The 26,392-nt window shown below is 74.1% G+C and carries 21 protein-coding genes; 11 read left to right on the forward strand and 10 right to left on the reverse strand.

All coding sequences use genetic code 11. The features are described 5' to 3' along the window. Positions 1-9: 9 nt before the first annotated feature. A complete protein-coding gene (locus FHS22_RS24095; RefSeq protein ID WP_184945318.1) occupies positions 10-852 on the forward strand; it encodes a GNAT family N-acetyltransferase in 843 nt (280 codons plus the stop codon). A 20-nt stretch (positions 853-872) separates the two neighbouring features. On the opposite strand, the gene FHS22_RS24100 is transcribed toward FHS22_RS24095, so the two are convergent. The 3 genes from FHS22_RS24100 to FHS22_RS24110 are packed head-to-tail and all read right to left on the reverse strand — an operon-like array spanning position 873 to position 2,517. After that, positions 873-1,250: a DUF3037 domain-containing protein gene (locus tag FHS22_RS24100; RefSeq protein ID WP_184945114.1), complete on the reverse strand. Its 378-nt coding sequence runs from the start codon at positions 1,248-1,250 to the stop codon at positions 873-875. Then, positions 1,247-2,065 (reverse strand): HipA family kinase, encoded by an 819-nt coding sequence (locus tag FHS22_RS24105; protein ID WP_184945116.1) that lies wholly within the window; start codon positions 2,063-2,065, stop codon positions 1,247-1,249. The genes FHS22_RS24100 and FHS22_RS24105 overlap by 4 nt, the downstream gene beginning before the upstream one ends. A 35-nt stretch (positions 2,066-2,100) precedes the next feature. After that, complete coding sequence (locus FHS22_RS24110; protein ID WP_184945118.1) at positions 2,101-2,517, reverse strand: SRPBCC family protein; 417 nt, start codon at positions 2,515-2,517, stop codon at positions 2,101-2,103. 156 nt (positions 2,518-2,673) lie between these two features. Here FHS22_RS24110 and FHS22_RS24115 point away from each other — a divergent pair, with 156 nt between their 5' ends. Beyond that, a complete protein-coding gene (locus FHS22_RS24115) occupies positions 2,674-3,216 on the forward strand; it encodes a TetR/AcrR family transcriptional regulator (RefSeq protein ID WP_184945120.1) in 543 nt (180 codons plus the stop codon). Positions 3,217-3,371: 155 nt separating this feature from the next. Further along, positions 3,372-5,525 carry a hypothetical protein gene (locus FHS22_RS24120; protein ID WP_184945122.1) on the forward strand — a complete coding sequence of 718 codons (2,154 nt, stop codon included), beginning with the start codon at positions 3,372-3,374 and terminating at the stop codon, positions 5,523-5,525. A 4-nt stretch (positions 5,526-5,529) separates the two neighbouring features. Here the strand turns inward: FHS22_RS24120 and FHS22_RS24125 are convergent, their stop codons facing one another. The 3 genes from FHS22_RS24125 to FHS22_RS24135 are packed head-to-tail and all read right to left on the reverse strand — an operon-like array spanning position 5,530 to position 8,513. Continuing rightward, positions 5,530-6,411 carry a TIGR03619 family F420-dependent LLM class oxidoreductase gene (locus FHS22_RS24125; RefSeq protein WP_184945124.1) on the reverse strand — a complete coding sequence of 294 codons (882 nt, stop codon included), beginning with the start codon at positions 6,409-6,411 and terminating at the stop codon, positions 5,530-5,532. A 15-nt stretch (positions 6,412-6,426) separates the two neighbouring features. Continuing rightward, on the reverse strand, positions 6,427-7,677 hold the full coding sequence (locus FHS22_RS24130; protein WP_184945125.1) for an LLM class flavin-dependent oxidoreductase: 1,251 nt from the start codon (positions 7,675-7,677) through the stop codon (positions 6,427-6,429). Beyond that, positions 7,674-8,513 (reverse strand): alpha/beta fold hydrolase, encoded by an 840-nt coding sequence (locus FHS22_RS24135; RefSeq protein WP_184945127.1) that lies wholly within the window; start codon positions 8,511-8,513, stop codon positions 7,674-7,676. The genes FHS22_RS24130 and FHS22_RS24135 overlap by 4 nt, the downstream gene beginning before the upstream one ends. Before the next feature lie 185 nt (positions 8,514-8,698). On the opposite strand from FHS22_RS24135, the gene FHS22_RS24140 reads away from it, so the two are divergent. Both FHS22_RS24140 and FHS22_RS24145 read left to right on the forward strand, forming a co-directional pair. Beyond that, the gene (locus tag FHS22_RS24140) at positions 8,699-9,526 is read left to right on the forward strand and encodes a TIGR03619 family F420-dependent LLM class oxidoreductase (RefSeq protein ID WP_184945129.1); all 828 of its coding nucleotides are present in this window, start codon (positions 8,699-8,701) and stop codon (positions 9,524-9,526) included. 127 nt (positions 9,527-9,653) lie between these two features. Beyond that, complete coding sequence (locus FHS22_RS24145; RefSeq protein ID WP_184945131.1) at positions 9,654-11,642, forward strand: serine/threonine-protein kinase; 1,989 nt, start codon at positions 9,654-9,656, stop codon at positions 11,640-11,642. Positions 11,643-11,672: 30 nt separating this feature from the next. Here FHS22_RS24145 and FHS22_RS24150 read toward each other — a convergent pair whose 3' ends face one another. Next, the gene (locus tag FHS22_RS24150; protein ID WP_184945133.1) at positions 11,673-12,218 is read right to left on the reverse strand and encodes a TetR/AcrR family transcriptional regulator; all 546 of its coding nucleotides are present in this window, start codon (positions 12,216-12,218) and stop codon (positions 11,673-11,675) included. Between the two features lie 179 nt (positions 12,219-12,397). On the opposite strand from FHS22_RS24150, the gene FHS22_RS24155 reads away from it, so the two are divergent. Further along, positions 12,398-14,581 carry an MMPL family transporter gene (locus tag FHS22_RS24155; protein ID WP_338047910.1) on the forward strand — a complete coding sequence of 728 codons (2,184 nt, stop codon included), beginning with the start codon at positions 12,398-12,400 and terminating at the stop codon, positions 14,579-14,581. A gap of 54 nt (positions 14,582-14,635) precedes the next feature. Here the strand turns inward: FHS22_RS24155 and FHS22_RS24160 are convergent, their stop codons facing one another. Next, positions 14,636-15,739 carry an alcohol dehydrogenase catalytic domain-containing protein gene (locus tag FHS22_RS24160; protein ID WP_184945138.1) on the reverse strand — a complete coding sequence of 368 codons (1,104 nt, stop codon included), beginning with the start codon at positions 15,737-15,739 and terminating at the stop codon, positions 14,636-14,638. 259 nt (positions 15,740-15,998) lie between these two features. On the opposite strand from FHS22_RS24160, the gene FHS22_RS24165 reads away from it, so the two are divergent. The 4 genes from FHS22_RS24165 (at position 15,999) to FHS22_RS24180 (ending at position 22,371) form a co-directional block, all read left to right on the forward strand. Beyond that, on the forward strand, positions 15,999-17,255 hold the full coding sequence (locus FHS22_RS24165; protein WP_184945140.1) for an ABC transporter substrate-binding protein: 1,257 nt from the start codon (positions 15,999-16,001) through the stop codon (positions 17,253-17,255). Positions 17,256-17,415: 160 nt separating this feature from the next. After that, positions 17,416-20,250 (forward strand): ABC transporter permease subunit, encoded by a 2,835-nt coding sequence (locus FHS22_RS24170; RefSeq protein WP_184945142.1) that lies wholly within the window; start codon positions 17,416-17,418, stop codon positions 20,248-20,250. Positions 20,251-20,386: 136 nt separating this feature from the next. Then, positions 20,387-21,160: an ABC transporter ATP-binding protein gene (locus FHS22_RS24175; protein WP_338047911.1), complete on the forward strand. Its 774-nt coding sequence runs from the start codon at positions 20,387-20,389 to the stop codon at positions 21,158-21,160. Between the two features lie 416 nt (positions 21,161-21,576). Then, positions 21,577-22,371 (forward strand): helix-turn-helix domain-containing protein, encoded by a 795-nt coding sequence (locus FHS22_RS24180; RefSeq protein ID WP_184945145.1) that lies wholly within the window; start codon positions 21,577-21,579, stop codon positions 22,369-22,371. A 54-nt stretch (positions 22,372-22,425) separates the two neighbouring features. Here the strand turns inward: FHS22_RS24180 and FHS22_RS24185 are convergent, their stop codons facing one another. Then, entirely contained in the window at positions 22,426-23,199 is a 774-nt protein-coding gene (locus FHS22_RS24185; protein WP_184945147.1) for an SDR family oxidoreductase, read from the reverse strand. An 85-nt stretch (positions 23,200-23,284) separates the two neighbouring features. Between FHS22_RS24185 and FHS22_RS24190 the strand changes: the two genes are divergently transcribed. Then, positions 23,285-24,151 (forward strand): TIGR03619 family F420-dependent LLM class oxidoreductase, encoded by an 867-nt coding sequence (locus tag FHS22_RS24190; RefSeq protein ID WP_184945149.1) that lies wholly within the window; start codon positions 23,285-23,287, stop codon positions 24,149-24,151. 104 nt (positions 24,152-24,255) lie between these two features. Here the strand turns inward: FHS22_RS24190 and FHS22_RS24195 are convergent, their stop codons facing one another. Next, complete coding sequence (locus FHS22_RS24195; protein WP_184945151.1) at positions 24,256-26,061, reverse strand: CHAP domain-containing protein; 1,806 nt, start codon at positions 26,059-26,061, stop codon at positions 24,256-24,258. Between the last annotated feature and the right edge of the window lie 331 nt (positions 26,062-26,392).

A 26,392-nucleotide genomic window follows, 5' to 3' on the forward strand; every position in this document is an offset into this window, starting at 1 on the left:
GGGCGCGTGATGCTGCGCACAACGGCGTCGCGCGTGCTCGACGACGGTGACCGTGACGAGGTCATGGCGATCCTCGACGCCGACCCCGTCACCAATGTCTTCGTCGCCTCCCGGGTCCGTTCCGTCGGGCTCAATCCGGCCAGGCTCGGCGGTCAGATGTGGGGGTTCGGGCCGCGGGGCGGCCTGATCTCCCTCTGCTACGCCGGGGCCAACCTGGTCCCGGTGAACGCCGGCCCCGAGGCCGTGCACGCCTTCGCCGACCGGGCCCGCAGGCAGGGCCGCCGCTGCTCCTCGATCGTCGGCCCGGCCGACGCGGTCGAGCTGTTCTGGGAGCGGATGGAGCCCTCCTGGGGTCCGGCCCGGGCGATCCGCTGGGCGCAGCCGGTGATGGCCACCACCGCGCCCTCGCCGATCCCCGCCGACCCGCTGGTGCGGCGGGTGCGGCCCGAGGAGTTCGAGACGGTGCTCCCGGCCTGCGTGGCGATGTTCACCGAGGAGGTGGGGGTCTCCCCGGACGCCGGGGGCGGCGGCGCGCTCTACCGGTCGCGGGTCGCCGAGCTGATCCGGATCGGCCGCGCGTACGCCAGGATCGACGACGGGAAGGTCGTCTTCAAGGCCGAGATCGGAGCCGTCACCCCGCAGGCCTGCCAGATCCAGGGCGTCTGGGTCCACCCCGACCTGCGCGGGCAGGGCCACGCGGCGGCCGGGATGGCCGCGGTGGTCAAGCACGCGCTCGACTGCTTCGCCCCGGTGGTCTCGCTGTACGTCAACGACTACAACGCCCCGGCCAGGGCCGCCTACCGCAAGGCGGGGTTCAAAGAGGTCGACACCTTCATGTCGGTGCTGTTCTAGGGAGCCCGGACGGGCCGTCCCTAGAGCGCCCGGACCAGCCGGGCCATGAGGCGCTCCAGCTCGGCCTCGGGGGAGTCGGTCAGGCCCGCGTGGACCGGGCCGGTCTGCACGATCGTGCTGCGCGGGGCGGTCAGCCAGCGGAACCGGCTGCCGAGCGGCTCCTGCGCCAGCGGGCCCGCCTCCTCGGTGCAGGAGAGCCGGTAGGCGCCGAGCGCGTGCCGCACCCCGTCGACGTCGGCGCGGGCGTCCAGGGCGCGCAGCCGCGCCTCGTCCAGCTCCACCCGGGCGCACAGGTAGTCGCGCGGCTGGCAGTAGAGCAGGATGCCCGCGTTGATCAGCTCACCGCGCTCGACGCGGGGGACGACCCGGATGACGGCGTACTCGTAGACGTCTCTCATCGGGTGCCCCTCCAGAACGCGCCGACCGAGCCGGACCTCTTCTCCTCCCGCGGGGCGGGCGCGCCGGTGCCGGGCTCCGGGAGCCAGGCGCGGGGTCCCCGGGCGCGGGCGAGCAGGTGCTCGGCGTAGGCCCGCCGTACGGCCTGCGCGCCGTCGAACCCCGGCTCGTCCGCCAGCCACTCCCCGGGCACCTCGGCCAGCACCTCGTCGAGGAGCCCCGGGGTGATCCGCTCGCCCAGTTCGGCGTCGGCCTCGCCCATCGCGGTGGCGAAGGGGGCCAGGACGTGGTCGCCGGCGTCGAAGCCGCGCTGCGGGTCGGCGGTGCGCCAGTTGTGGTGGAACCAGAGGGCGGCGCCATGGTCGATCAGCCAGACGTCGCCGTGCCAGAGCAGCAGGTTGGGGTTGCGCCAGCTCCGGTCGACGTTGTGGACCAGGGCGTCGAACCAGAGCAGGCGGGAGGCGAAGGCGGGGTCGGGCGGCCAGGCGAGCGGCTCGAAGCCGAGCGCGCCGGGCAGGAAGTCGACGGCGAGGTTGCGTCCGGCGCTGGCCTTGAGCAGGTCCTGGATCTCCTCGTCGGGCTCGCGGGCGCCGAGCTGCGGATCGACCTCGACCACCTTCAGCTCCGGGGTGCGGAACCCGAGCCGCCTGGCCAGCTCGGCGCAGACGACCTCCGCGACGAGCACCCGGCGGCCCTGCCCTGCGCCCCGGAACTTCACGGCGTAGGTGCCGAGGTCGTCGGCCTCCATCACGCCCGGGAGCGACCCGCCCTCGCGCAGCGGCGTGACGTAGCGGGTCGCCGTGATCTCTTCCAGCACCCGGTCAGGCTACCGGCTCGCCCGGGCGCGGCCCGTCAGCCGGTGCCGATGCGGCCCGCCTCCCGCTCCAGGTTGTCCAGGAGCCGCTCCAGCACGGCGTCGTGCTGCCAGCGGATGAGCACCGGCCACAGCAGCCGGAACAGCCCCGTGGTGCGGCCCTTGATCTCGTGCCGGACGAGGGTGCCGCCCTCGGCGGGGTGGAGCGTGAAGCCGTGCCCGCCGGTCATCTCCCTGGTGTCGAACCAGAGCCGGCGGCAGGGCTCGACGGCGCCGACGCGGTAGCGCATCGGGTCGTGCTCGACGGGGGCGCCGGGCCGGACGCCCTCGGGGAGGCGGAAACGGCCCTTCTCCTGAGGCCAGAGCGGGTCTCCCGGGCCGCCGATGTTCATGAGCAGCTCCCAGACCCGCTCGGGAGACGCGGGGACGACGCGTTCGTGCACGTTGTAGACCACGGGCCACCTCCATACGGTTGCGTATGGTTTTACTGTACGCCTGCGTATGGAAGGGTGGCTGAGGGGGGTCCGGCCGGGCGCCCGCCGCCGGAGACGCGGAAGGCGGACCGGGCGCGTGCGGTCCTGCCGTACGCCCGCGTATGGAAAACTGGCCCGGTGGGACGGTTGAGCGCGGAGGACTGGGCGAGGGCGGCGCTGGAGGCGCTGGCCGAGGGAGGCCTGGCGGCGGTGGCGGTGGAGCCGGTGGCGGTACGGCTCGGCACCACGAAGGGCAGTTTCTACTGGCACTTCGCCAACCGCAGGTCGCTGATCGAGGCCGCGCTCGCGCTCTGGGAGGCCGGCACCGAGGAGATCATCGCCGGGCTGCTGGAGGTCCCCGACCCGGTCCTGCGCATGCGGACGCTGCTGGAGTTCGCCTTCGGCGACCCGGTGGACGCCAAGGTCGCCTTCCAGCTGATCAGCGCGGCCGACGACCCGCTCGCCGCGGAGACGGCCCGCCGGGTGAGCGCGCGGCGGTTGGAGTTCATGGGGGCGACGCTGGAGGAGGCCGGGCAGCCGCCCGGCCTCGCCCGGGGGCGGGCCGTCGTGGGCTACGGCGTCTACCTCGGGATGGCGGCCCTGCACCGGGTCGGCGCCGTCGACGAGTCGATCGGCGACTTCATGGACCTGGCCCTGTCGGAGATGGGCCTGGCCGACTAGCCGCAGGTCATCGCGGCGGAGCGGGTAGCCTACCGGCGGACCCGGCAGCGCAGGCCGGAGCCGGGCCCGCCGGCCGGGAGGCCGGCGTCTCGCGTGCCGCGGTCGCGGGGTTCGCCCCGGGCCAGGCGGCTCATCCATGGACAGGGGCGTGAACGGTGGACGGGTCGACGGCGGGCGGCGGATGCGGGACCGGCCCGGAGGACGGGGCCGTCCCGCCCGCCCGGACCCCCGGGGCAGGCGGGCGGGGAGGGGCGCAGGAGCCGGGCGTCGCCTTCGACCAGCTGCTCGCCGCGGCCCTCAACGGGCTCACCGGCTTCAGAACGCAGTGGGGCGGGCCGGTCTTCGGCGTCGCGGAGCAGTTGCAGGCGATCGGCCGGGAGCTGCGGTCCCCCTCCGGGACGGGGGGTCCCGGCGCGGGGCCCCGGCTCCATCTCGACGGGCCGCGGCTCTCCCGCGGCCTGCTGGACTGGGAACCGCTGCTCGACCGGTGCGCCGCGGTGGCCTACCGGGCGGCGTCGCCGGCCTTCGACCCGGACTACGCCGCCGCGCTGCACCGGCTGCTCCGCGAGCTCGACGCCCTCGGGCTCGCCACCGCCGACCCCGCCGCATGGCTCCGCCTGTCGCTGCACCTCGGCGAGGCCCGGCTCGGGGCCGCCGGGGGAGCGCCGGGGGACGGCTCCTGGCTCGGGCTGCTCCCGCTGGACGGCGGCGCCTTCGTCGCCGTCGTGGACACCCGGCCGGACGCGACCGGCCGCCGGTTCACCGCGCTCTTCCACGACCCGGCCGGCCGCTTCGACGTCCCCCACCCCTACACGGAGCTCTCCCGCGGCCCCGTCGGCGAGGGCCGGGAGACCGGCTGGCTCGCGGAGTTCCTGGCCGAGCACGCGGAACGCGGCCCGGCGCCCTGGCGGCCGGAGGCGGCCGAGGAGTTCGCCCGCCTCACCGGCGTGACCCCGACGGCCGCCCGGCTGGTCGTGGCGGGCATGCCGCACGTGGACAGCCACGGGCGCGGCTTCCTGCCGGGCGAGGCGCAGGCCGCGTTCGGGATCAAGGCCGCGCACGCCGCGCACGCGGCCGTCGCCCGCGACGAGCTGCGCAAGCTGGACCACGGGGTCCGCAGGGAGATCGTCGCGGCGCTGCTGCCCGGGCGGCCGGCGGCGCTGTGGACGGACGGGCCGGACGCCGCGGCCGCCGCGCGCGTCTGGAACGCCAGGGTGGGGCGGCGGCCCGCCGTTCCCGAAGGGCTCGTCTCGGAGGCGGTCCGCGCGGTGCGGACCGCCTGGGAACCGGCACGGGCGCTGCCGGCGCTGCTCGACCCGGCCGGGGCCCCGGAGCTGAGCGCGGACCTGCGCTGGAAGGCGGTCGGCGGCCACGTCGTCCCGGCCGACGAGCACGCCGCCGGGTTCACCCGGCACACGCTGGTCGGGGCCGTCGCCCTGACGGCCTGGCTCGCCCACCGCCTGCCCGCCGGCGACCCGGTGCGGGCGGCGCTGCCCGCGGCGCTGGCCGCGGTCCGGGAGCGGCTGGCCGCCCCCGGCGCCGCGCTCTCCCTGGGCTGCCACTTCAACCGGACGGCGTTCCGCGACGCCGCCGGGGCTCCGGCGGAGACGGGCGACGGCTGGGAGCGCCACGGCGCTCTGGTCATGCCCACCCAGGGCGGCGACTGGGTGGTCCCGGCCATCCGGGTGGACCTGCTGGACGCCCTCGGCGCGTCGCACCTGAGCGTCCTGCGGACGATGGGCGGGGGCTCCTGGGAGCTGCTGCCGGAGGCGATGGCGCTGCGCCTGGCCCGTGACCCGCGCTTGGAGGCTCTCCTCGCCGAGCCCGGGGACCCCGCGGCGGGGGAGCGGGCGGCCGACGGCACCTGGTGGCCGCAGGACCCCGCCCGCTCCGTGCCGGAGCTGGTCGCGGAGGCGGCGGAGGAGAACGGCCTCGGCCGGGACGCGGCCGCGCTCTACCTGGCGCTGCTGGCGATGCCCGACCCCACCGACCGGAACGTCGCCCGGTGGACCGGCTGGAAACCCGCCCGGTTCAAGGCCGCACGGGCCGAGCTGGCCGGCACCGGCCTGGTGGTCGAGGAGCGCCGCGTCCGCGCGGGCCGCTCGCTCTTCCTGCCCGGCGACTGGGCCGACCCCGGCGCCCCGCAGCACCCGAAGGCGCACCTGCCGCTGGAGGAGTGGAAGCTCCCCCTGCTCGACCTGGTCCGCAACCGGACGGCGCAGCTCAGCGTGATCGTCCCCGCGGAGCCGGCCGCCGCCCTCTACGCCAGGGCGTGGCGGCGGGTCCGCGACGGCGACCGCCCCCGGTGAGGGCTCACATCTTCGCGATGACCTCCTCGGCGAAGCGCTCGATGGTGGCGATCTTCAGTTCGAGGGTGTCGCCGTGCTCCGCCTTCTCCTCGGGGGTGGCCAGCCACCAGGGCGCGGCCATCGTCCCGGTGACGCCCTTGTCCGCGAAGCGGCGGTAGGCGTCCGCGTCGGGCATGACGGCGAGCGGGGCGATGATCTGCAGGGCGTCGCCCGGCCTGCCGTACTCCTTCAGGTAGCGCCGGAGGTCGGCGAGCACCGCGTCCAGTCGCTCCTCGGTGTAGATGCGGTTGCCGATCCAGCCGTCGCCGAGCCGGGCCGCGCGGCGCAGCGCCGCCTCGCTGTCACCGCCGACGAAGAACGGCACGGGCTCGGCGGGGACGGGGGAGATCGAGAGCGGGCCGTGGTCGAAGTGCACGCCGTGGTGCTCGACGGTCCCGCCCGCCCACAGCGCGCGCAGCGCCGGGATCATCTCGTCCAGCCGCCGGCCCCGGGTGTGGAAGTCCTGGCCGGTCTGGACGAACTCCTCCTTGCACCAGCCGACCCCGACGCCGAACGTGACCCGGTCCCCGGACAGCACCGCGGCCGTGGAGACCTGCTTGGCGACGGTGAACAGGTCCCGGGCGGGGGCGACGTAGACGTTGGGCGCGAAGCGCAGCGTCGAGGTGACCGCGGCCATCGCGCCGATCGTCACCCACACGTCGGGCCAGTGGGTCTCCGCGTTCCAGCGGGGGGCGCCGGTCTTCGAGTAGGGGTAGGGGGAGTCGAAGTCGGCGTAGAAGATGTGGTCCGAGAGCGTGAGGGTGTGGATGCCGCACCGCTCGGAGGTCTTCGCCAGCTCCGTGAACTGGTCGGTCGGGACGAACGACGCCCCCAGCCAGAACTGCACAGGTCCTCCGGGGTGTCAGTCGGCGAACTCGGGGATGACCTTGGTGGCGAACAGCTCCAGGTTGCGCTTGACCGTGTCGAGCGGGAGCACGCCCTGCTGGCCCTGCATGAACAGGCCGAACCACTCCAGGTCGGGCATGCGGTCGAGCATGCGCTGGATGCCGCGCTTGACGTCGTCGGGACCGCCCAGCAGGGCCATCTCGACCTCGTTCATGCGCTTGTAGTCGCCCTTCTCCGGGCTGATCGGCTTGTGCTTGTCGTCCTCCTGCTTGCGCAGGACCTCCAGGTAGCCGAAGGGCCCGAAGAAGGAGGCGAAGTCCTTCTGCATGCCCTTGCCGTAGGTGGCGATGGCCTCCTCGCGGGTGTCGGCCATACCGACGATCTTGAGGATGCCGGTGTGCTCGCCCAGCTTGTAGTCCCGGCCGCACTTGGCCGACTCCTCCTGGTAGAGCCTGGCCTTGGCGGCGTGCTCGTCCGGGTTCGGGGTGAACATCCACGGCAGGATGTCCTCCTGGGCGGCCCGGATCACCGAGCGGTCGGAGATGGTGAACGGCTGCCACAGCTCCGGGTACGGGTTCTGGTACGGCTTGGGCCCGACCGAGACGGCGTGGATGCGGCCCTGGTCGTCCACCTCGCCGGGGGCGCCGAACTTCTTCGTCCACTCCAGCGCCGGCCAGCCCTCGATCCCCTCGTACGGCGAGGGCACCTCGTAGTCCAGTACGTCGGACCTGTAGCGCAGCGTCTCCTGGGTCCACGCCATCTTCATGATCTTCAGCACCTCGCCGAAGACGTCGAAGTTGCGGGTGTCGGATGTCGAGCCGTCGGAGCGGGCGGCGGCGGCGTGCCAGCGCTGGCCGAGCACGTTCATCCACCGGTTCTGGTAGCCGCGGGCCACGCCCAGCCGGAGCCGGCCCTTGCTGAAGTGGTCCAGCAGCGCCACGTCCTCCGCCGCGCGGATGGGGTCCCAGGCGGGCAGCACGATGCCCAGCGGGGCCAGCAGGATGCGCTCGGTCCTGGCGGCCAGGTCGGTCAGGAACATCAGCGGGTTGACGGAGAACTCGAAGCCCTCGGAGTGGAAGTGGTGCTCGGTCATCATCAGCGCGTCGAAGCCGATCTGGTCGGCGTGCACCGCGATCTCCCGGACCTCGTGCAGCAGCGCCTGGTAGGACTCGACGTCACGTCCGATCGGCCGCTTGGCGACGGCGTTCTCCTCCTGGGAGTATCCCGATCCGGGAATCTGCGGGTTGAGGAATATCGAGAACTTCACGACGACAGACTCCTTAGCCAGTTGGTGACGACGAGCAGGAACTCCGCGGGGCGTTCCTCGTGCAGCCGGTGGCTGCTGCCCTCCCAGACGACGACCTTCGAGCGCGGGTCCTTGAGCAGGCCCGCCTCCCAGGCCGCCTGGGCCGGGTCGAACCAGAAGGTCAGCACCGGGCACTCCCGGCGCGACAGGTAGGCGTCGGAGTTGTGCCGGACCCCGAGCGCGTCCGGGCCGCCGAACATCGCCTCGAACGCCTGGAGCAGCACGTGCGGGGGCGTGCCGAGCACCCGCCGCCGGTGCCACTCGCGCAGCCACTCGGGGGTCGCCCGGTTCGAGGTCCACCGGTCGTTGGCCAGGGACACGGCCAGCGGGTCCTCGCGCATGCGCTCGATCATCGAGGGGAAGGCGTCGGCCACCGGGCCCGCGAAGCCGTACCCCGGATCGACCGCGACCAGCGCGTCGACCAGCGAGGGGTGCTCCACGGCCAGGTGGGAGACGATCTGGGCGCCCATCGAGTGGCCGACCGCGACGCACGACCCGATCCCCAGCTCCGCGCAGAGGCGGGCCAGGTCGCCGGCCATCGCGCGGGGGGTGTTGCCGGTCTCCGGCGCGGAGGAGTAGCCGTGCCCGCGCATGTCGGCGGCGATCACGCGGTGGTGCCGTGCCAGGGCCGGGATGTGCTGGACCCACTCGTGGGAGTCCGACCCCAGGCCGTGGACGAGCAGCAGCGCCGTCTCCCCCGGGCCGCCGTCTCCCGGATGGCCGTCTCCCGGGCCGCCGTCTCCCGGGCCGTCGTCGGTGTGGAACAGCCGCACGTCGCCTAAGTCCGTGAACGCCATGAGCGCCCTTCCGTGAGGATCGCCGTGCCCGTCGGGGCGACCCGGCTCCCGGCTCACGTCGCGGACGCCTCGTCCGTCGTCCTCGTCGTCCGCGACGTGAGCACGCTACCCTAGGAATGATAACCGAGCAATCGCTTGGTTTACCAAACGGGTCCGCGCGGACCGCCTGAGAACCGGAGGTCGCCATGCGGCTGGGTGTCACCATGTTCGCCACCGACACGGCGATGCCCGTCGCCGCGCTGGCCCGGGCCGCCGAGGAGCGCGGGTTCGCCTCCCTCTACCTCCCCGAGCACACCCACATCCCCGTCTCGCGCCGCACGCCTCCGGCCGCCGGGCAGGACACGCTGCCCGAGGAGTACAAGCGCACGCTCGACCCGCTCGTCGCCCTCGCCCACGCCGCCGCCGTGACGGAACGGCTCGCGCTGGGTACCGGCATCCTGCTCGCCGCCCAGCGCGAGCCCATCGTGACCGCCAAGGCCGTCGCCACCCTCGACCACCTCTGCGGTGGCCGGGTGGTGCTGGGCGTCGGGTTCGGCTGGAACGTCGAGGAGATCCAGGACCACGGCGTGCCGTACGGCTCCCGCCGCGACGTCGCCCGCGAGCACCTGCTCGCGATGAAGGAGCTGTGGAGCAGGGAGGAGGCGGGCTTCGACGGGCGGCACGTGCGTTTCGAGCCCTCCTGGTCCTGGCCCAAGCCGGTCTCGGGGCCGCCCGTCTACGTCGGGGGCGCTGCGGGCCCGAAGCTCTTCGCCCACGTCGCCGAGTACGCCGACGGCTGGATGCCGATCGGCGGCAGGGGGGTGAAGGCCGCGCTCCCGGCCCTGCGCGAGGCGTGCGAGAAGGCCGGGCGGCCGATGGCGAAGGTGATCCCGTTCGGCACGCTGCCGAGCCGGGAGAAGCTCGACTACTACGCGGAGACGGGCGTCGAGGAGGTCGTGCTGAGCCTGCCCAGCGCCCCCGCCGGGCGGGTGCTCCCCGTGCTCGACGACTACGCCCGGTTCGTCGGGACCTGAGCCGGGCCCGTCCCGCGCCGGGGGAGGCCTCAGGGTCTCACCGCGCGGGATACAAGCGCCTCACTCTTGTTGACGTGCGGGGGCGCCTCTTCTTGAGTGGGAGCGATGGGGGCGAGGTGAGGCCCGCGTGCCGTACGCGCAGCCGCTGAAGGCGGGGGATCCGGACAGGCTCGGCGACTACGAACTGGTCGGCCGCCTGGGCGAGGGCGGCCAGGGCGTGGTCTACCTCGGCATGCATCCGGCCACCGGCCCCGACCCGTACGCGGTCAAGCTCCTGCACGGCCCGGTCGGCCAGGAGCGCGAGGCGTTCCTGCGCGAGGTGGAACTGGCCAAGCAGGTGGCCCGGTTCTGCACCGCCCAGGTGGTCGGCGCGGGGCTGGCCGACGACCGCCCCTACATCGTCAGCGAGTACGTCGACGGCCCCTCGCTCCACCGGGAGGTCGCCGTCGGCGGGCCCAGGACGGGCGGGGCGCTGGAACGGCTGGCCATCGGCACGGCCACCGCGCTCGCCGCGATCCACCGGGCCGGGATCGTCCACCGCGACCTCAAGCCGCAGAACGTCCTGCTCGGCCCCGACGGCCCCCGCGTCATCGACTTCGGGCTGGCCAGGGCGCTGGACGCGGCGGCCACCCAGACCGGGCGGGGCGCGGGCACGCCCGCCTACATGGCGCCCGAGCAGGTGGAGGGGGCCGCGATCGACCCGGCCGCCGACGTCTTCTCCTGGGGCGCGACCATGTGTTTCGCGGCCAACGGAGAGGCCCCCTTCGGGCAGGATTCGATCGCGGCCGTGCTGCGCCGCATCCTCACCGCCCCTCCGGAGCTGGGCCGCCTCGACGGGTGGCTCGGCGAGCTGGTCACCGAGTGCATGAGCAAGCGCCCCGCCGACCGGCCCACGAGCCGGGAACTGCTGCTCGCGCTGCTCGGCGGCGGCAGGGACGGCGACAGGGAAGACGGCGGTGTACGGCCCGCGGCGCGGGAGGTGGCCGCCGGAGCGCGGGCCCTGCTCCCGGAGGCTCCCAGAGCACCGGCCTCGCCGGCCTCCATCCGGTCGGCCTCCGGCCCGCCCGGCTCCGGCCCGCCGGGAGCGGCCGGCCCGGCCGATCCCGGCGAGCCCGCGGGGATCCGGACCCACCCGGGGCGTGCGGCCACCAGGGCCTCGGTCGCGATGTCCGGGTCGCTGCTGGTCAGCGCGGCCGTACTGGTGGCCGTGCTGGTCCCGGCACTGAGCGGGAACGGCGGCCGGACCGGGGACGGGCCGCGGACAGGGCCGCCCGCGGGGACGTCGCAGGAGGCGGACCCCGGGAAGGCGGACGGCGGCACCTCGGCCGCGCCCCGGGCGGGCCGGGGTACCCGGAAGGCCGGGCCCGCGGCGAGCGCGGGGACGCCGGGGAACGGGAGCACCACCGCCCCGCCCGCGACCACTCCGCCCGCCACCGCCGGGGTCGCGGTGCCGGCGCTGGCGGGGATGGAGCGTTCCCGGGCGCTGGAGGCGATCAGGCGGGCCGGGCTGACCGCCGGGACGGTCACCCGGGCCGACTCCCGGGAGCCTGTCGACAGGGTGCTGCGGACCTGGCCGGCGGCGGGGAGCACGGCGGCGAAGGGGAGCAGGGTCGACCTGGAGGTCTCGGCGGGCGTGGCGGTGCCCGAGCTGGCCGGGCTCCGCAGGAAGGCGGCCGAGGCGCTGCTCGTCCAGGCGGGACTGGTCCCGGGCGGGGCGCGGACCGTCTGCTCGGACCGGCCCGGCGGCCAGGTGCTCTCCAGCGACCCCGGGGCGGGGGAGCGGGTCTCCGCGGGCGGCGCGGTCACGCTGACCGTCGCCCGGAAGGGGGCGCAGACGCCGCAGGTCACGGGTCTGAGCGAGGCGCAGGCGCGCGCGACGCTGACCGCGGCGGGTCTCGCCGCGCGGGTGCGCCCGCGGCTGGTCGCCGACCGGTCGCAGGCTGGGGTGGTGCTGGCGCAGAACCCGGCGCCCGGCTCGTGCGCCCGCCCGGGCGCCGGGGTCGCGATCACGGTCGGCGTCGAGGCGCAGACCGGGCCCGGTCCAGGGGAGGAACCTCCCGACCAGGGCGGTCCGGGGAGCGGAGCGCAGACGCCGGAGCCCACGGCGAGCCCGTGACCGGATCGCGGGCGGGGAGCGCGAGGAGGGTCAGGCCGGGTAGCCGGCGGCGGCCAGCGCGGTGGCCAGCAGGGTCCCCCGGACGGTCTCCTCGGGCAGGTCGATCGTCTTGACCACGGCGTACTGGAGCGAGCCCAGCACGGCCCAGGCGCGTACCCGGCCCGCCGGGTCGGGGTCGGGGCCGGCGAGCCGGGCGTAGATGCAGTCGCGGAAGGCGCGGATGGCCTCGCCGGGGGAGCCGGGAGGGGCGTCGTCGGCGCCGCCGATGTCCTCCATGATCAGGCGGATGACGGTCCGGTGCCGGACGGCGAAGGCGACCAGCGTCTCGAGGAACGCGCGCTCGTCGCCGAAGCCGGACTCGAGCAGGTCGACGATGTCCTCGGCCACGGGCGCGAGCAGCTCGGTGGCGAGCCGGTCCTTCGGATGGAAGTGGTAGGCCACGGCCGTCTTCGTGACCCCCACCGCGGAGGCGATGTCGGCCAGGGAGGTGGCGGCGTAGCCGCGCTCGGCGAAGAGCCGGCGGGCGGCGTCGAGGATGCGCCGGCGCGTGTCGTAGCCGGGGTCGACTGTGGTCATCGTCTCATTTCTCCGGGTGCGGGATTAATCCGGAACAACGCGGCTAGTCTTTTAACGTCGTTACTGTACGCACGTACAGGACGCTGTTACAGGGGTATGTCACCGAGTTTAATAGGGCGGTCCCGATGTCTGGCCTGCTGGGGCGATTGGGTGGTTGGTGCGCACGGCACGGTGTGATCGTGCTGGCGGTCTGGATTCTCCTCGCGGCGGGGCTGACCGCGGGCTCGCTGCTGTTCCCCGGGCCGGTCAGCAACAACCTCGCGATCCCCGGCACGGACGCGCAGCGCGCCCACGACCTGATGCGCGACGGCTTCGGCCCCGGCTACGACCCGGGCGGCACCGTCCAGATCGTCGTGCACGCCGAGGACGGCCCGCTCACCTCCCAGCGCCGGGTGCGCGCCGTGCACCGGGCGATGGACCGGATCCGCCAGGTCCCGCACGTGGTGGAGGTGCTGACGCCGTACCGGCTGGGAGGCATGGCCCCCAGCCGGCAGATCGGCCTCATCACGGTCAGGCTCCAGGGCCACGACAACACCAAGCTGGCCGAGACCACCAGGACGCTCTCCGCGGCCGCCGAGCCCATCCGCGCGCTGGGCATGGAGGCGGTGCCCGCCGACTCCGGGACCCCGGCCGACAAGGAGATCAAGACCGGCGCCAGCGAGGTCATCGGCGTTCTCTGCGCCCTGCTGGTGCTGCTGTTCGCCTTCGGCACGCTGGTCGCCGCGATGATCCCGGTCTTCGCCGCCCTGATCAGCATCGCGACGGGACTGGGCGTGATCAGCCTGCTCGGCCATGTCGTGGACGTGCCCAAGCAGGCCTCGATCATGGCGACGATGATCGGTCTCGGCGTGGGCATCGACTACGCGCTCTTCCTGCTCAGCAGGCACCGCAAACTGCTGGCCGACGGGGTGCCCGTGCGCGAGGCGGTCCGCCGGGTGGCGGCGAGCTCGGGCGGGGCCGTGGTGTTCGCCGGCGGTACGGTGATCATTGCGCTCAGCGCGCTGATGCTCGGCGGCTTCCCGATGCTGCAGACGCTCGGCTGGATCACCGGCATCTCGGTCGTCTGCGCGGTGCTCACCTCCGTCACCCTGGTCCCGGCCCTGTTCGGACTGCTCGGGCACCGGGTCAACGCGCTGCGCCTGCCGTTCGTGGGCCGCAGGAAGGCGGCGGACGGCTCCTCCGGCTGGGCCGGGCTGGGCTCGTGGGTCGCCCGGCGGCCCTGGGGCGTGCTCGCGCTCAGCGTCGCGGTCCTCGCCGCGCTGGCCGCGCCCGCCCTCGCCCTCAAGCTGGGCCCGCTCGACGACGGCTACGGCGACCGGGGCACCGACGCCCGCCGTTCCTACGAGCTCCTGCAGGCCGGGTTCGGGCCGGGCATGAACGGCCCGCTGATCGTGGTCGCCGAGCTGGAGGAGAAGGCCGCCGACCGCGAGCCCGCCCCCGCCGTGCTCCAGGTGCTCCAGGAGCGGGTCGAGGCCGTCCCGGGCATGGCCCACGTCGCCGAGCCGGTGCTCAACTCCGCCGGGACCGCCGCGCTGGTGCAGGCCGTCCCCGAGTACGCGCCCAGCGACCCGCGGGCCCTCGACGTGGTCGAGTCCGTGCGCGGGATCCGGATCGAGGGGGCGAGCGTTCACGTGGGCGGCGAGGTGGCGGGCATGGCCGACGCCAGCGCCACGATCTCCGAGCGCACCCCGGCGGTCGTCGGCGTCGTGGTGCTGCTCAGCGCCCTGCTGCTGCTCCTGGCGTTCCGCTCGCCGGTGGTGGCGCTCAAGGCCGCGCTGATGAACCTGGTCTCGCTCGGCGCCGCCTTCGGCGCGCTCTCCCTGGTCTTCTCGCTCGGCCTGGGCACCGGCCTGGTCGGCATGGACCCGCCGGTCGGGGCGGACGACTCCTACCTGACCACGCTGTTCTTCTCGGTGCCGATCGACAGCTACATGCCGCTGATGCTGTTCGCGGTGCTGTTCGGCCTCTCGATGGACTACGAGGTGTTCCTGCTCACCGCCGTACGGCAGGCGTACCTCAGGCACGGCGACAACACCAGGGCGGTGGCCGAGGGACTGGGCACGACCGGGCGGGTCATCACCTCCGCGGCGCTGATCATGGTCGCCGTCTTCGTCGCCTTCATCGCCTACCCGGACCCCATGGTCAAGATCTTCGGGGTCGGCCTGGCCGTGGCCATCGCGGTGGACGCCACGATCATCCGGGGCTTCCTGGTCCCGGCCACCATGGTCCTGCTCGGCCGCTACAACTGGTGGTGCCCCCGCTGGCTGGACCGGATCCTGCCCGACCTGTCCATCGAGGGCCACGACGAGGAGTCCATGGCGGAGGAGCCCCGCCGGGAGCTGGTCGGCGCGGGCCGTACCTGAGCGGGGGGATCCGGACCGCATGCCGCCGGTGTCCTGGGCGCCGCCCGGCCGGTCTCAGTCGAAGACGACGACGCTGCGGGCCACCGCGCCCTCGCGGACGTGGCGGACGGCCTCGTTGATCTCCTCGAGCGGGACGCGCTCGCTGACCAGGCGGTCCAGGTCGAGGCGGCCGCGCAGGTACTGCTCGGCGAGCATGGGCAGGTCCCGGACCGGGGCGGCGTCCCCGCCCTGGGTGCCCACCAGGCGGCGGGAGGCGAACAGCAGGCCGGGCTCGACGGAGATCGGCTGCCCCTGGGGCGGGCTGCCGACCATCACGGTCGTGCCGCCGGGCTGGGTCGAGGCGAAGGCGGCGGCCAGCACGCCGGGCACACCGGTGACGTCGAAGGCGTAGTCCACGCCGCCCCGGACGATCCCGCCGACCTGCTCCGGCAGGTCGGCGGAGAGGAGCGTGTGGGTGGCGCCGAACTCCCGGGCCAGCTTGAGCTTGGGCTCGGCCACGTCGGCGGCGATGATCGTGGTCGCCCCGGCCAGCACGGCGCCCTGGACGACGTTCAGCCCGACGCCGCCGCAGCCGGCCACCAGGACGCTGGAGCCCGGCGTCACCCGCGCCACGTTCAGCACCGCCCCGACCCCCGTGATCACGCCGCAGGCCAGCAGGCACATGGTGTCGAACGGCGCGTCCTTGGCGATCTTCACGCACATCGGCTCGTTGACGACGGCGTACTCGGCGAAGGAGCCGATGCCGATCATCGTCCGGGCGGCGGCGCCGTCCACCGTGATCCGGGTGGAGCCGTCGCGCATGGTGCCCATGATGGTGGCCGTCCGCGCCCGGCCCGAGCACAGGTGGAAGCGGCCCGCCCCGCAGTTGCGGCACCGGCCGCAGGGGCCGTTCATCGCGATGATCACATGGTCGCCCGGGCGCACGCTCGTCACGCCCGCGCCGACGCTCTCCACGACCCCGGCGCTCTCGTGGCCGAGGACGTAGGGGAGCTCCCGCACGACCGGGCTCTTGCCGCCGAGCGCCTTGATGTCGGAGCCGCACACCCCCGAGGCCCTGATCCGCACGCGGACCTCGCCGGGGCCGGGGTCGGCGATCTCTACTTCGCGGACCTGGAGCGGCCTGTCGAATCCGGTGAGTACGGCCGCACGCATCAACATCAGTCCGCTCCCGTCACGTGAAAGGACCCGTCCCGGGCCTGCCCGGAGCCCCGGCACGCGGGCCCGCCCCGTTTTCCGCACGCTAGCCCGGCCGACTGGTTAAAGCAAGCAATTGCTTGGTATCCGGGCCGGGCGCAACGCTCCGGTAACGCTCCATTGACACTCCGGATCGGCCAAATCTACGCTGACGAAAACCAAGCGAGCGCTAGGCCAAATACCCGGGCGGGCGTGGCCGTACGGACGCGGCAGGGAGTGACCTATGAGACGGCGGGCAGTACGACTCATCGGCCTGGTGGCCGCGGCGGCGCTCGCCGCCGCGGGCTGCGCGGCCGAGCAGAGGGCCGCGGGCGGGGGCGACTCCGGCGGGACGGCCGGGGTGACCGACACCGCGATCAGGGTGGGCGGCGTGCTCACCAAGACCAGTGCGAGCGGCTACTCCACCAAGGACGCCGAGATCGGGGCCAAGGCCCGGTTCCAGCGGGCCAACGACGCCGGCGGCGTGCACGGCCGGAAGATCGAGTTCGTCGGGGCGGAGGACGACGGCCAGGACGCCGCCAAGGGCGACGCGGCGGCCAAGAAACTGGTCCAGAAGGACAAGGTCTTCGCACTGGTCCCGGTGCACGGGCCCAACTTCGGCGGGGCGGTCTTCCTGGAGCAGCAGGGCGTGCCCTGGTTCGGCTGGGCGACCGGCCCGCAGTGGTGCGGGACGAAGACGGGCTTCGGCTACAACGGCTGCCTGGCCCCCAAGCCGGGCGCGGGCTCGCAGACCTGGTGGGGCAACCAGATGGCCGAACTGGTCGGCGGCTCCGAGGGCAAGACGGTCTACGTCCAGACCACCGACTCCAGCGGGAGCAAGTACGGAGGCAAGACCATCTCGCAGTCCTTCGAGGCCGCGGGCTTCGAGATCGTGGGGATCAACTCCGGCCTGCCCGCCGCGGCCCCGCCGCCCGACTGGCTGCCCTACGTCAACAAGATCATGGCCGCGGACGGCGGGAAGGCCCCGGACGTGGTGGTCTCGATCATCGCCGGGACCAAGTTCAACGTCGGCCTCTACTCGGCGCTGAAGAAGGCCGGGTACAAGGGCCTGCTCACCGACGCGACCAGCTACGACGCGGCCATCCTGAAGGACCCGGCCACCGCACAGGCGCTGGAGGGCGTGATCGCGGCCCCGATGTTCGAGCCGTTCGAGTCCGGCGCGCCGGAGATAGCCCAGCTCAAGGCCGACGTGGAGAAGGTCGCCCCGGGCACCGTGCTCACCCAGCACCTGGCCATCGGCTACTGGTCGGCGGACATTTTCCTGAAGGTCCTGGAGCAGACCGGCAAGGAGCTGACCAGGGAGAGGTTCCTGGCCACCGCCAACGGCTCGTTCTCCTACGAGAACGCCGGGTTCGGCAGGATCCGGTACCCCAGGGACCACGACGAGCCCAACGGCTGCGGGGCCCTGGTCACGCTGGAGGGCGGCGCCTTCAAGGTCGCCAAGAACATGAAGTGCTTCGAGAACGTGCCGCTGAAGTAGCGGCCCGAGGACGTGCCGCTCACGAGCTGGCGGGCCACGTGAGCGGCATGACGCGGGCGGCCGGGGTCGTCGGAGGACGGCCCCGGCCCCCGCCGCACGGACCGGGATCCGGCGGGGATCCGGCCGGCGTACCAGGCGCGAACGTTCGGAGTGAGGACCCTTGCCGGAGCTTGTCGGGTACATCGTCAGCGGCCTCGTCACCGGGGCCGTCTTCGCGGTCATGGCCTCGGGGCTGACCCTCTCCTACGCGGCGACGGGCGTGTTCAACTTCGCCCACGGGGCGGTCGGCTTCCTGGCCGCGCTGCTGTTCTTCGAGCTCAACGTCGGGCTCGGCCTGCCCGCCTGGCTGTCCGGGGCGGCCGCGGTGCTGGTGTTCTCACCGCTGCTCGGATACGTGCTGCACCGGTCCATGTTCCGTGGGCTGGCCCGTGCGGGGGAGACCGCGCAGATCGTCGGGACCATCGGCCTGACGATCGCGCTGCCCGCGCTCGGGCTCTGGATCGTGGACCTGGTCGCCGAGCCGTTCGGGCTGCCGCGCGCCGACGCGACCGCGCTCCCGCACGGGCTGGGACCGTACCCGCCGGTCAACGTCGACGTCGGCGGCATCCGCCTCGACTCCGACCAGATCATCACCTTCGTCTTCGCGGCGCTGGCCGCCGCCGGGCTCTGGGCCTTCATGCGGCACACCCCGTACGGCCTGCGGATGCGCGCCTCGGTCGACCGCCGGAGGCTGGCGACCCTGCGGGGCATCGACGCCGACGCCTCCTCGGCGCTGGCCTGGATGCTCGGCTCCACGCTCGCCGGGCTGGCCGGGGTGCTCGCGGTCTCGACCCTGGGGCTGGACTCCACGGCGTTCACCGTGATGCTGTTCGTCTCGGCGACCGCCGCGGTGTTCGGGCGGCTGCGCTCCATCCCGGTGACGTTCGCGGCCGGGCTCGGGCTCGGCGTGGTGCAGAACCTGGTCGCCGGGTACGCCGACTTCGCCGAGGACGTCACCGGCCTGCGCACGGCGGTCCCGGTGATCCTGCTGTTCGCCGGCCTGATCCTGCTCAACCGGTCCAGGGACCGGGTCGCCGGCTCCGCCGCCGAGGACGCGCCGCCCCCCGACCACCTGGCCGACCTGCCCGCCTGGCGGCGGCGGCTGCCCTGGGCCGCGGCCCTGGCGGTCCTGCTCGGCTGGACCCTGACCCGCTCCGCCGACGACTTCTACGTGGGCGTGGTGGCCCAGGGCCTGGTCCTGGCGCTGATCTTCTGCTCGTTCGTGGTGGTCACCGGCATCGGCGGCATGGTCAACCTCGCTCAGGCCTCCTTCGCGGCGATGGCCGCGCTCACCTGCGGGTGGGCGTTCTCCTCCGGGCTGCCCTTCCCGGTGGCGATCGGCCTCGGCGTGCTGGGCGCCACCGCGGTGGGCGTACTCGTCGCGCTGCCCGCGCTCCGGCTGGGCGGGCGGATCCTGACCCTGGCCACGCTCGCCCTGGCGCTCCTCGCCGACCAGGTGCTCTTCCAGATCGACGCGTTCAGCAACGGCACCATCGGCTGGCCGCTGCCCGCGCTCGGCCTCGGCTTCGCCGACACCACCGACCCGCGCGTCCGGGTCGTGCTCCTGCTCGCCCTGATCGGACTGGTCGGCCTGCTGGTGCGGAACCTGGAGCGCTCGGCCTCGGGCCGGGCCGTCCTGGCCGTGCGCTCGGCCCCCGCCGCCGCGACGACCTCGGGAATCTCCGCCCCCCGCACCAAGATCATGCTGTTCGCGCTGGCGTCGGGGATCGCGGGACTGGGCGGCGTGCTGTTCGCCACCTTCAAGGGCTCGGTGACCGCCACGGACCTGCCCGCCTTCGCGGGGTTCGTCTGGCTGGCCGTCGTGGTCCTGCAGGGTGTCCGCCGGATCGGCGGGGCCGTGCTCGGCGGCCTCATCGCGGCGATCTTCCCGGAGCTGCTGGCCACCTGGCACGTCTCCGCGCACGTCGGCGCGATCCTGTTCGGGACCGGCGGCATGATCCTGGCCAAGCATCCCGACGGCGTGCTCGCCCAGCTGGCCGAGGGCCGCTACCGGCGCCGGCAGCGCCGGCTCGCGCGCGACCGGGCGGCCGCCATCCAGGCCGAGGCCGTCCGGGCCGGGGAAGCGCCCGCCGGGACGGCCGGGCCCGGGGGTCCGCTGCTCGGGGATGCAGTGCCCGGGGATGCGGTGCCCGGGGATGCGGTGCCCGGGGATGCGCTGACCGGGGGGCCGCCGGTCGGGGAGAGGCGCAACGGAACGGCCCGCACCGGAGCGGTCCCGGCCGGTCCGGGCGGGAAGGGGGCGGAGGCCGCGCCGGACGTGCTCTTCCAGATGGAGAAGGTGGTCGCCGGATACGGCGACGTGACCGTGCTGCGCGGGGTGGACCTGACGGTACGGCCCGGCGAGGTGGTGGCGCTGCTCGGGGCCAACGGCGCCGGCAAGTCCACGACCTGCGCGGTGGCGGCCGGAGACCTGCCGGTGGCGGCCGGGCGGGTGCTCCTGGACGGGGTGGACGTCACCGCCTGGCCCGCGCACCGCCGTGCCCGGCAGGGCGTGCTGCTCGCCCCCGAGGGGCGCGGCGTCTTCCCCGGCCTGACGGTCGAGGAGAACCTGCGGACCTGGCTGGCCGACCCCGATCCCGTCTACGAGCGCATGCCCCAGCTCGCCCGGCGCCGGGGGATCGCCGCGGGCGCCCTGTCCGGCGGGGAGCAGCAACTGCTCACCCTCGCCCCGGCGCTGGTCAGACCGCCCCGGGTGCTGATCGCCGACGAGCCCTCGCTCGGCCTGGCCCCGCTGGTCGTGGAGCAGGTCTTCGCGGTCTTCGCCGAGCTGCGGGAGCGCGGGGTCGCGCTGCTGCTGGTGGAGGAGAAGGCCACCGCCGCGCTGGAGCTGGCCGACCGGGTCGCCTTCATGCGTCTGGGCCGGGTCACCTGGACCGGCCCGCGCGCCGAGGTGGACGACACCCGGCTCACCGCCGCCTACCTGGGGGTCTCCTGACATGGGCGGCCGGACGGGTACGGGTGCGGACGGCACCGGGAGGGTGAACGGCCGGATCGGCGACACGGACGGTTCGGGAGCGGGTGCGGGAGGCGTGAACGGCGGCGCGGGGACGGGAGCGGGTGTGGGAGCCGGAGTGGTCACGGATGCGAACGGTGAGCCGGGCGCGGCCCTGGCGGTCGAGGCGGTCTCGGTGTCCTTCGGCGGCGTCCGCGCGCTCAGCGACGTCTCGTTCGAGGTGCCCGAGGGGCAGATCTGCGGGGTGATCGGGCCCAACGGCGCGGGCAAGACCACGCTGTTCGACGTCGTCTCCGGGCTGCGCAGGCCGGACTCGGGCTCCGTCTCGGTCGCGGGCCGGGACGTCACGGCCGTCCCGGCGCTGCGGCGGGCGCGCGCCGGGCTGCGCCGTACCTTCCAGCGGACCCAGGTTTTCGGCCGCCTCACCGTGGCCGACAACGTGCTGGCGGCGATGGAGTGGCGCGGGGGCGGCGGGGGCCTGCTCGCGGACCTGGTCGGCTGGCCGGCCCGGCGGGGGCTGGAGCGCGAGCGCAGACGGCGGGTGGAGGAGGTGCTCGCCCTGTGCGGACTCGCCGAACTGCGCGACGCCTACGCGGCCTCACTCCCCGTCGGACGGCGCCGCCTGGTCGAGCTGGCCCGCGCCCTGGCCGACGGCCCCTCGCTGCTCCTGCTCGACGAACCGACCTCCGGCCTCGACGCCGACCAGACCGTCCGCCTGGGGGAGGTCGTCCGCTCCCTGCACACCACGACGCTGCTGGTCGAGCACGACATGGGCTTCGTCATGGACGTCTGCGACCGTCTCGTCGTCCTGGACCTCGGCAAGGTCATCGCCGTCGGCACCCCGGCCGAGATCCGCGACGATCCCGCCGTCCGCGCCGCCTACCTCGGCTGAGGGGCCGCATCGGTCGCGGCGACCGCCGCCCGGACGAGCCGGAGCAGGGATTCACCGCCGGGCGATGGAGGTCCCCCGGCCGTCAGCGGATGATCGAGAACCGGCGTCTCCTGCCGGGCAGGTCGTCAGCGGACGCAGACCCAGGGCTGCCGCGTGACGAGCCGGCGGCACTGAACGCCGCCTGATGCGGGCGCCGGCGCGCGTGCGTGACATCACGGCAGAGGGCGGCGGAAGGGCGCTGGAGGAGGGGACTTCTTTCCCGGGGATTGCTGAGAGCAGTATTCATTGCTCTCAGCAATCCCCGGGAAACGGGACGTCTCTCCTCGGTGGGCCTGGACTCCGAGGGCCGTCGCCGGTTATCCACAGAATCCGGTTCGCGGGTGAAGAGAAGGGCCGCGCCGGCCCACGATGGGACCGTGCTCAACGACCTTGATGACGACTCCGGCGACGCCCCTGGCGAGACCCTCGGCACCCTGCTGCGAGGGCTCCGTGAGTCGGCCGCTCTCTCCCAGCAGGAGCTGGCCGGGAAGGCGCGGATCGCCCAGGGCACCTTGTCGGCGTACGAACGAGGGTCGAGAGAGCCGTCGTGGAGGATGTTCCGGCGTATCACGGCGGCGGCGGGCGTTCAGCCGAGGGTGGAGTTCGAGGCCCTGTGGAGCGATGTCGACGCCGAGATCGAGCGGATGAGGGCGCTCGACGTCGCAGGACGGATCCGCACATGGGAGAAGATCGATGCGGACATGCTCTTCTCCGCTCTGCGTCATGTCCGCTACCAGGTGGAAGGCCTCGCGGCCGCGTCACTCCAGGGAGTCCCGGTCCCGGTCACGGTCGTCGATCTGGGTGTTCTGGACGAACCGGCCAATCTCGACCGCCTGTCGGACGCGATCGAAGGGCTCTACGGGCAGCGGTGGAGTTCGGCCTACGGCTATTACGGATTCGTGGACCCGGATCCCCGGGTCGAAGGGGAGATGGAGTGGCGGGGGATCTCAGGACGGTTCCGCGTGCGGCTGGTGAGCGGACTTCGGAGCTCGGTCCGGATCCGGGTCGAAGGGCGGCACGTCGCGGTCATGCCGGTGTGCGAAGTGGAGTCGGGTGACCACCGCGTGCGCCGGGTTCTGGAGCGCGTCCGAATGCGACTCCGCGAACCCGCGGGAGGGCGGAAAACGGAGGGCGGGGCGGGTAGGTGCGGGACGTGTGGGCGGGGCGGGTAGGTGCGGGACACTCCAGCGGGGCGGTCCGGAGGGCCGCAGGTCCGCGGCGGGTGTTCAGGTGAAGAGCTGGCCGGCGTTGACGTCGAGGGTGGCGCCGGTGATGGAGCGGGACCGGTCGGAGGCGAGGAAGACGACCGCGCGGGCGACGTCCTCCTCGGTGGCGATCCGGCGCAGGGCCATCGCGCTCAGGTCGCGGGCCAGGATGTCCTCGTAGGCGACGCCCTCGGCGGCGGCGCGGGAGCGCATCCAGTCGTCGAGGACCTCGCTGGCGATCCAGCCGGGGGCCACGCAGTTGACCCGCACGCCGTACGGGCCGAGCTCGTCGGCCAGGCAGTGGGAGAGCAGGTGGGCGGCGGCCTTGCCGGCCGCGAAGTCGCTGCGGCCCGCGTAGCCCTTGCGGGAGGACATGGAGGTCACGTTCACGATCGAGCCCTCGCCCCGCTCGACCATCAGGGGGGCCAGGAAGCGGCAGGCGAGCAGCGTGCCGTACGCGCCGATGTCGACCGCCGCGCGCCAGGAGGCCAGGTCGGCGGGGGACATGTCCAGGACGTTCCTGCGGTGGGTGCCCGGGAAGGCGGCGTTGACCAGGACGTCCAGGCGGCCGAAGCGCTCGGTGACCGCGGCGGCGAGGGCCCGGACGTCCGCGGGGCTGGTGACGTCGGCGGGGAAGGCGAGCGTGCCGGGGAGCTCGGCGGCGATCTTCTCGACGGTGGCGGCGGTCCGGGCGGCGGCCACGACGGTGGCGCCCTCGGCGGTCATCAGCCGGGTCAGCGTCCGGCCGAGGCCGGGCCCCGCCCCGGTGATGACGGCGATCTTCCCCTGCAGCATCCGGTCCGCCTCCCGTGGGTCCGCTGTCCTGTACGAGGATACCAAGCGTGCGCTAGGTTGGTTAAGTGGGAAACCGGAGGTGCACATGAAGTTCGGGGTGCCGCTCGGGCTGATCCATCCCGACGCGTGGAAGGACGTCGCGGTCGCGGCGGACGAGCTGGGGTTCGAGTCGGTCTGGCTCCCCGAGCACCTGGTCTTCGCCACCGACCTCTCGCTGGCCGTCTATCCCGGGACCGACGAACCCGGCATCTCACCGGGAACCCCTCTGTTCGACGCCCCCGCCTACCTGTGCTGGCTCGCCGGCCTGACCTCGCGCGTACGGCTCGGCACCGCCGTCCACCTCTACGCCCTGCGGCACCCGTTCGTCTCGGCGCGGGCCTTCGCGACCCTCGACCGGGTCTCCGGCGGCCGGGCGGTCTGCGGGGTCGGCGCCGGATGGTACGAGGGGGAGTGGCGGGCGGCCGGGGTGGACTTCACCACCCGGGGACCGCGGCTGGACGAGGCGATCGAGGTGACCCGGCGGCTCTGGTCGGAGCCGGTCGTCGCGCACGCGGGCCGCTTCTACGACTTCCCCGAGGTGGCCTTCGAGCCCAAGCCGGTCCAGGAGCGGCTGCCGATCCTCGCCGGGGGCGAGTCGGGCGCCGCGCTGCGCCGCGCGGCGCGGCTCTGCGACGGCTGGATCAGCATGCCGCACTCCCTGGCCTCGGTCCGTCCCCAGCTCGACCGGCTCGCGGCGCTCCGCGACGGGACCCGCCCGGAGGGAGGGGCCGGCTCCGGGGACGCCGGAGGCCGTCCGTTCTCGGTCACCGTCCACGCCTACGAGCTCGCCGGCCCGGCCGAGGTACCGGAGTGGGAGAGGCTCGGCGTCGACCGGATGATCGTCCGGCCCTGGCGCCGCAGCCGCGACGCCGTCACCGCCCTCGAGGCCTTCGCCGCCGACCACCTTCCCTGACCGGGGACGCCACGCCTCACCGTTGAGGTGCATCCCGGGAGCGGTCGTCGCGGACAAGACGTTGCGCCCGGACCGCCCGCGTGTGCCGGGGGACGGCGAGCCGGTCACCCGACCCGGGCGGGCACCGCCTGCTTGTGGCGGCGGCCCCGGTACCCACCGGGAACCGGGGTGCCGCCGGGGGCCGGGACGTCTCCGGGCGCCGCAGGGCGGGGGGCGGCGGGGCGGGGCACGACGGGAAGGGGCGAGGAGGGGACGGTCGTGCTGACGGCGGGTTCGGGATCGCGGTGGCGGCGGCCCCGCGGGGGAGTGTCCTGGGCGAAGGTGGAGGACTCGGTCCGGCGGTGGCGGCGGCCGCGGAGCGGTGCGTCCTGGGCGAAGGTGGAGGACTCGGTCCGGCGGTGGCGGCGGCCCCGCAGGGGAGTGTCCTGGGCGAAGGTGGAGGACTCCACGACCGGACGCTCCCGGAGGCGGCGCCTGCCCTGGTAGGGGGGCTGGGATCGTTCGGCGGGGAACTCCCGGGCGGCGGGGGACGCCTGCGGGGCGGAGAGCTCTGCGGCCGCAGGAGCCTCCTGCGGGGCGGGCCCGCGGGCCGTGGGGGTCTCCCGGACGGGGAGAAGGCCGTGGACGGGGAGAAGACCGCGGACGGCGGGGGCCTCTCGGGTGGGGAGCTCCCGGGCGGCGGTGCCCTCCCGGTCGAGGGAGAAGTCCTGCGTGGCGAAGGACTCCCGGGTGAGGACGGCGCTCTGGGCGGTGAAGGCCTCGCGGGCGGCGGGGGTGCCGCGGGTGACGCGGCGGCGGCCGGGGGCGCGGCGGCGGCCCGGGGCGGAGCGGTGCGAGCCGGCGCGGCGGGACGGGCGCCCGGCGGCCTCGGTGTCTTCGGGGTCCCGCCTGCCTCCCGCCAGGGCCAGCCGCAGACCGGATTGCTTGACCTTGGCGTGGGCGATGATCGCGAGGGCGGCGAGCAGGACCGGTGCGAGCACGGCCGGGGAGCCGAGTTCGGGAACGCTGGTGGCCAGGTCGCGGGCGGCCGCCGCGGGGACGGCGGCGAAGGAGTCCGTGTCGGCGGTCGCGGGCTTGGCGTGCTTGCCCGGCGTGGCGCGTCCGGCGGAGGCCTGGGGCCGGGCGGCGGCCGAGGGGGCGGCCTCGGGGGTCCCGGTGCCTGAGGTCGCGGTGCCGGGGGTCGCGGTGCCGGGGCTTTCGGCGGTCGCGGTGGTCTTCCCGGACGCGGGCTTGGATGCGGCCTTCCCGGTGGTGGACTTCCGGGCGGGCGCGGCCGCCGTCTCCGAGGGGGCGGCCTTCTCGGTCTTGCCGGTCTCCGGCTCCGCGGGGACGAGGGCGGGGATCATGGAGAGCAGATCGGGCTGGGGGGACAGTGAGACGAAGTTCTCCGGCGGCGCGGTGGCGGAGGTGACGATGGAGTTGATGATCACCTGCTTCTCGGCCGCCTCCTTGTCCAGCCGGGCCTTGATCTTCTCGGGGTAGCCGTAGCCGACGACCTTGCCCGTGTCGCGCTCCTTGCGCTTGGCGACGCCGCCGTCGATGTTGCCCTCGATGGTGTGGATGGTCCGGCCCTCCACCTTGGTGACGATCCCGACGTGGTCGATGCCGCCGATCGCGTCCGAGCCGCCCCAGTCGAAGAACACGATGGCTCCGGGCTTGGGCGTGGTGCCCCAGGCGCCCTGCTCCCGGAACCACTCGGCGTGGTACACCGTGTAGGCGAACTGGCCGATCCAGTCCTCGTAGCCGAGCTTCTTGGCCGCCCACGACAGGTACATGTCGCACCACGGCGCCGCGGAGTAGTCCGCGTCGAACTCGACGCTGCTGCCGTACCAGTCGCCGAACTTGGTGTAGCCGTTGCTCTTCTCGGCGTATCCGAGCTGGCTCTCCAGCAGCTCGATGAACTTCTGCATCTCAGGGATCATGGGAAGTGGGGACCTCCGGCAGCCGTGGAGCATGGTCGCGCCGCCCCGCGACCGGGCTGTCGGAGATCGGGTCGAACGATGGCGCGTTCACGCGGGCCGGCCGGGACGGCAGGGACGCATGCGGCGGCGCCATTGGACAGGTGTCTTCCGTGGGCAGGGAGGCTACCTGGGCCCAAAAGCGGGTCAAGACAGGCCAAAGCCCTCATGAAGGTGCTGCAGAGGCGGAGAAGAGGGATAAAAACCCACGTCAGTGGCCTTTAGGGGATTTTTATCCTTAAACCCCTCAGGCCTAAAAGATCTACCGACCCTCGCCGCCCCG

The organism is Thiemannella venezuelensis, assembly GCF_014203605.1.
Lineage (GTDB): Bacteria > Actinomycetota > Actinomycetes > Streptosporangiales > Streptosporangiaceae > Planomonospora_A > Planomonospora_A venezuelensis.

Excerpts from the sequence above, each read along its gene's own strand:
- FHS22_RS24095 (WP_184945318.1), top strand. The coding sequence starts at position 10 with ATGCTGCGCACAACGGCGTCGCGCGTGCTCGACGACGGTGACCGTGAC.
- FHS22_RS24100 (WP_184945114.1), bottom strand. The coding sequence starts at position 1,250 with ATGAGAGACGTCTACGAGTACGCCGTCATCCGGGTCGTCCCCCGCGTC.
- FHS22_RS24135 (WP_184945127.1), bottom strand. The coding sequence starts at position 8,513 with ATGGCGTTCACGGACTTAGGCGACGTGCGGCTGTTCCACACCGACGAC.
- FHS22_RS24140 (WP_184945129.1), top strand. The coding sequence starts at position 8,699 with ATGCGGCTGGGTGTCACCATGTTCGCCACCGACACGGCGATGCCCGTC.
- FHS22_RS24150 (WP_184945133.1), bottom strand. The coding sequence starts at position 12,218 with ATGACCACAGTCGACCCCGGCTACGACACGCGCCGGCGCATCCTCGAC.
- FHS22_RS24160 (WP_184945138.1), bottom strand. The coding sequence starts at position 15,739 with ATGTTGATGCGTGCGGCCGTACTCACCGGATTCGACAGGCCGCTCCAG.
- FHS22_RS24165 (WP_184945140.1), top strand. The coding sequence starts at position 15,999 with ATGAGACGGCGGGCAGTACGACTCATCGGCCTGGTGGCCGCGGCGGCG.
- FHS22_RS24185 (WP_184945147.1), bottom strand. The coding sequence starts at position 23,199 with ATGCTGCAGGGGAAGATCGCCGTCATCACCGGGGCGGGGCCCGGCCTC.
- FHS22_RS24190 (WP_184945149.1), top strand. The coding sequence starts at position 23,285 with ATGAAGTTCGGGGTGCCGCTCGGGCTGATCCATCCCGACGCGTGGAAG.
- FHS22_RS24195 (WP_184945151.1), bottom strand. The coding sequence starts at position 26,061 with ATGCAGAAGTTCATCGAGCTGCTGGAGAGCCAGCTCGGATACGCCGAG.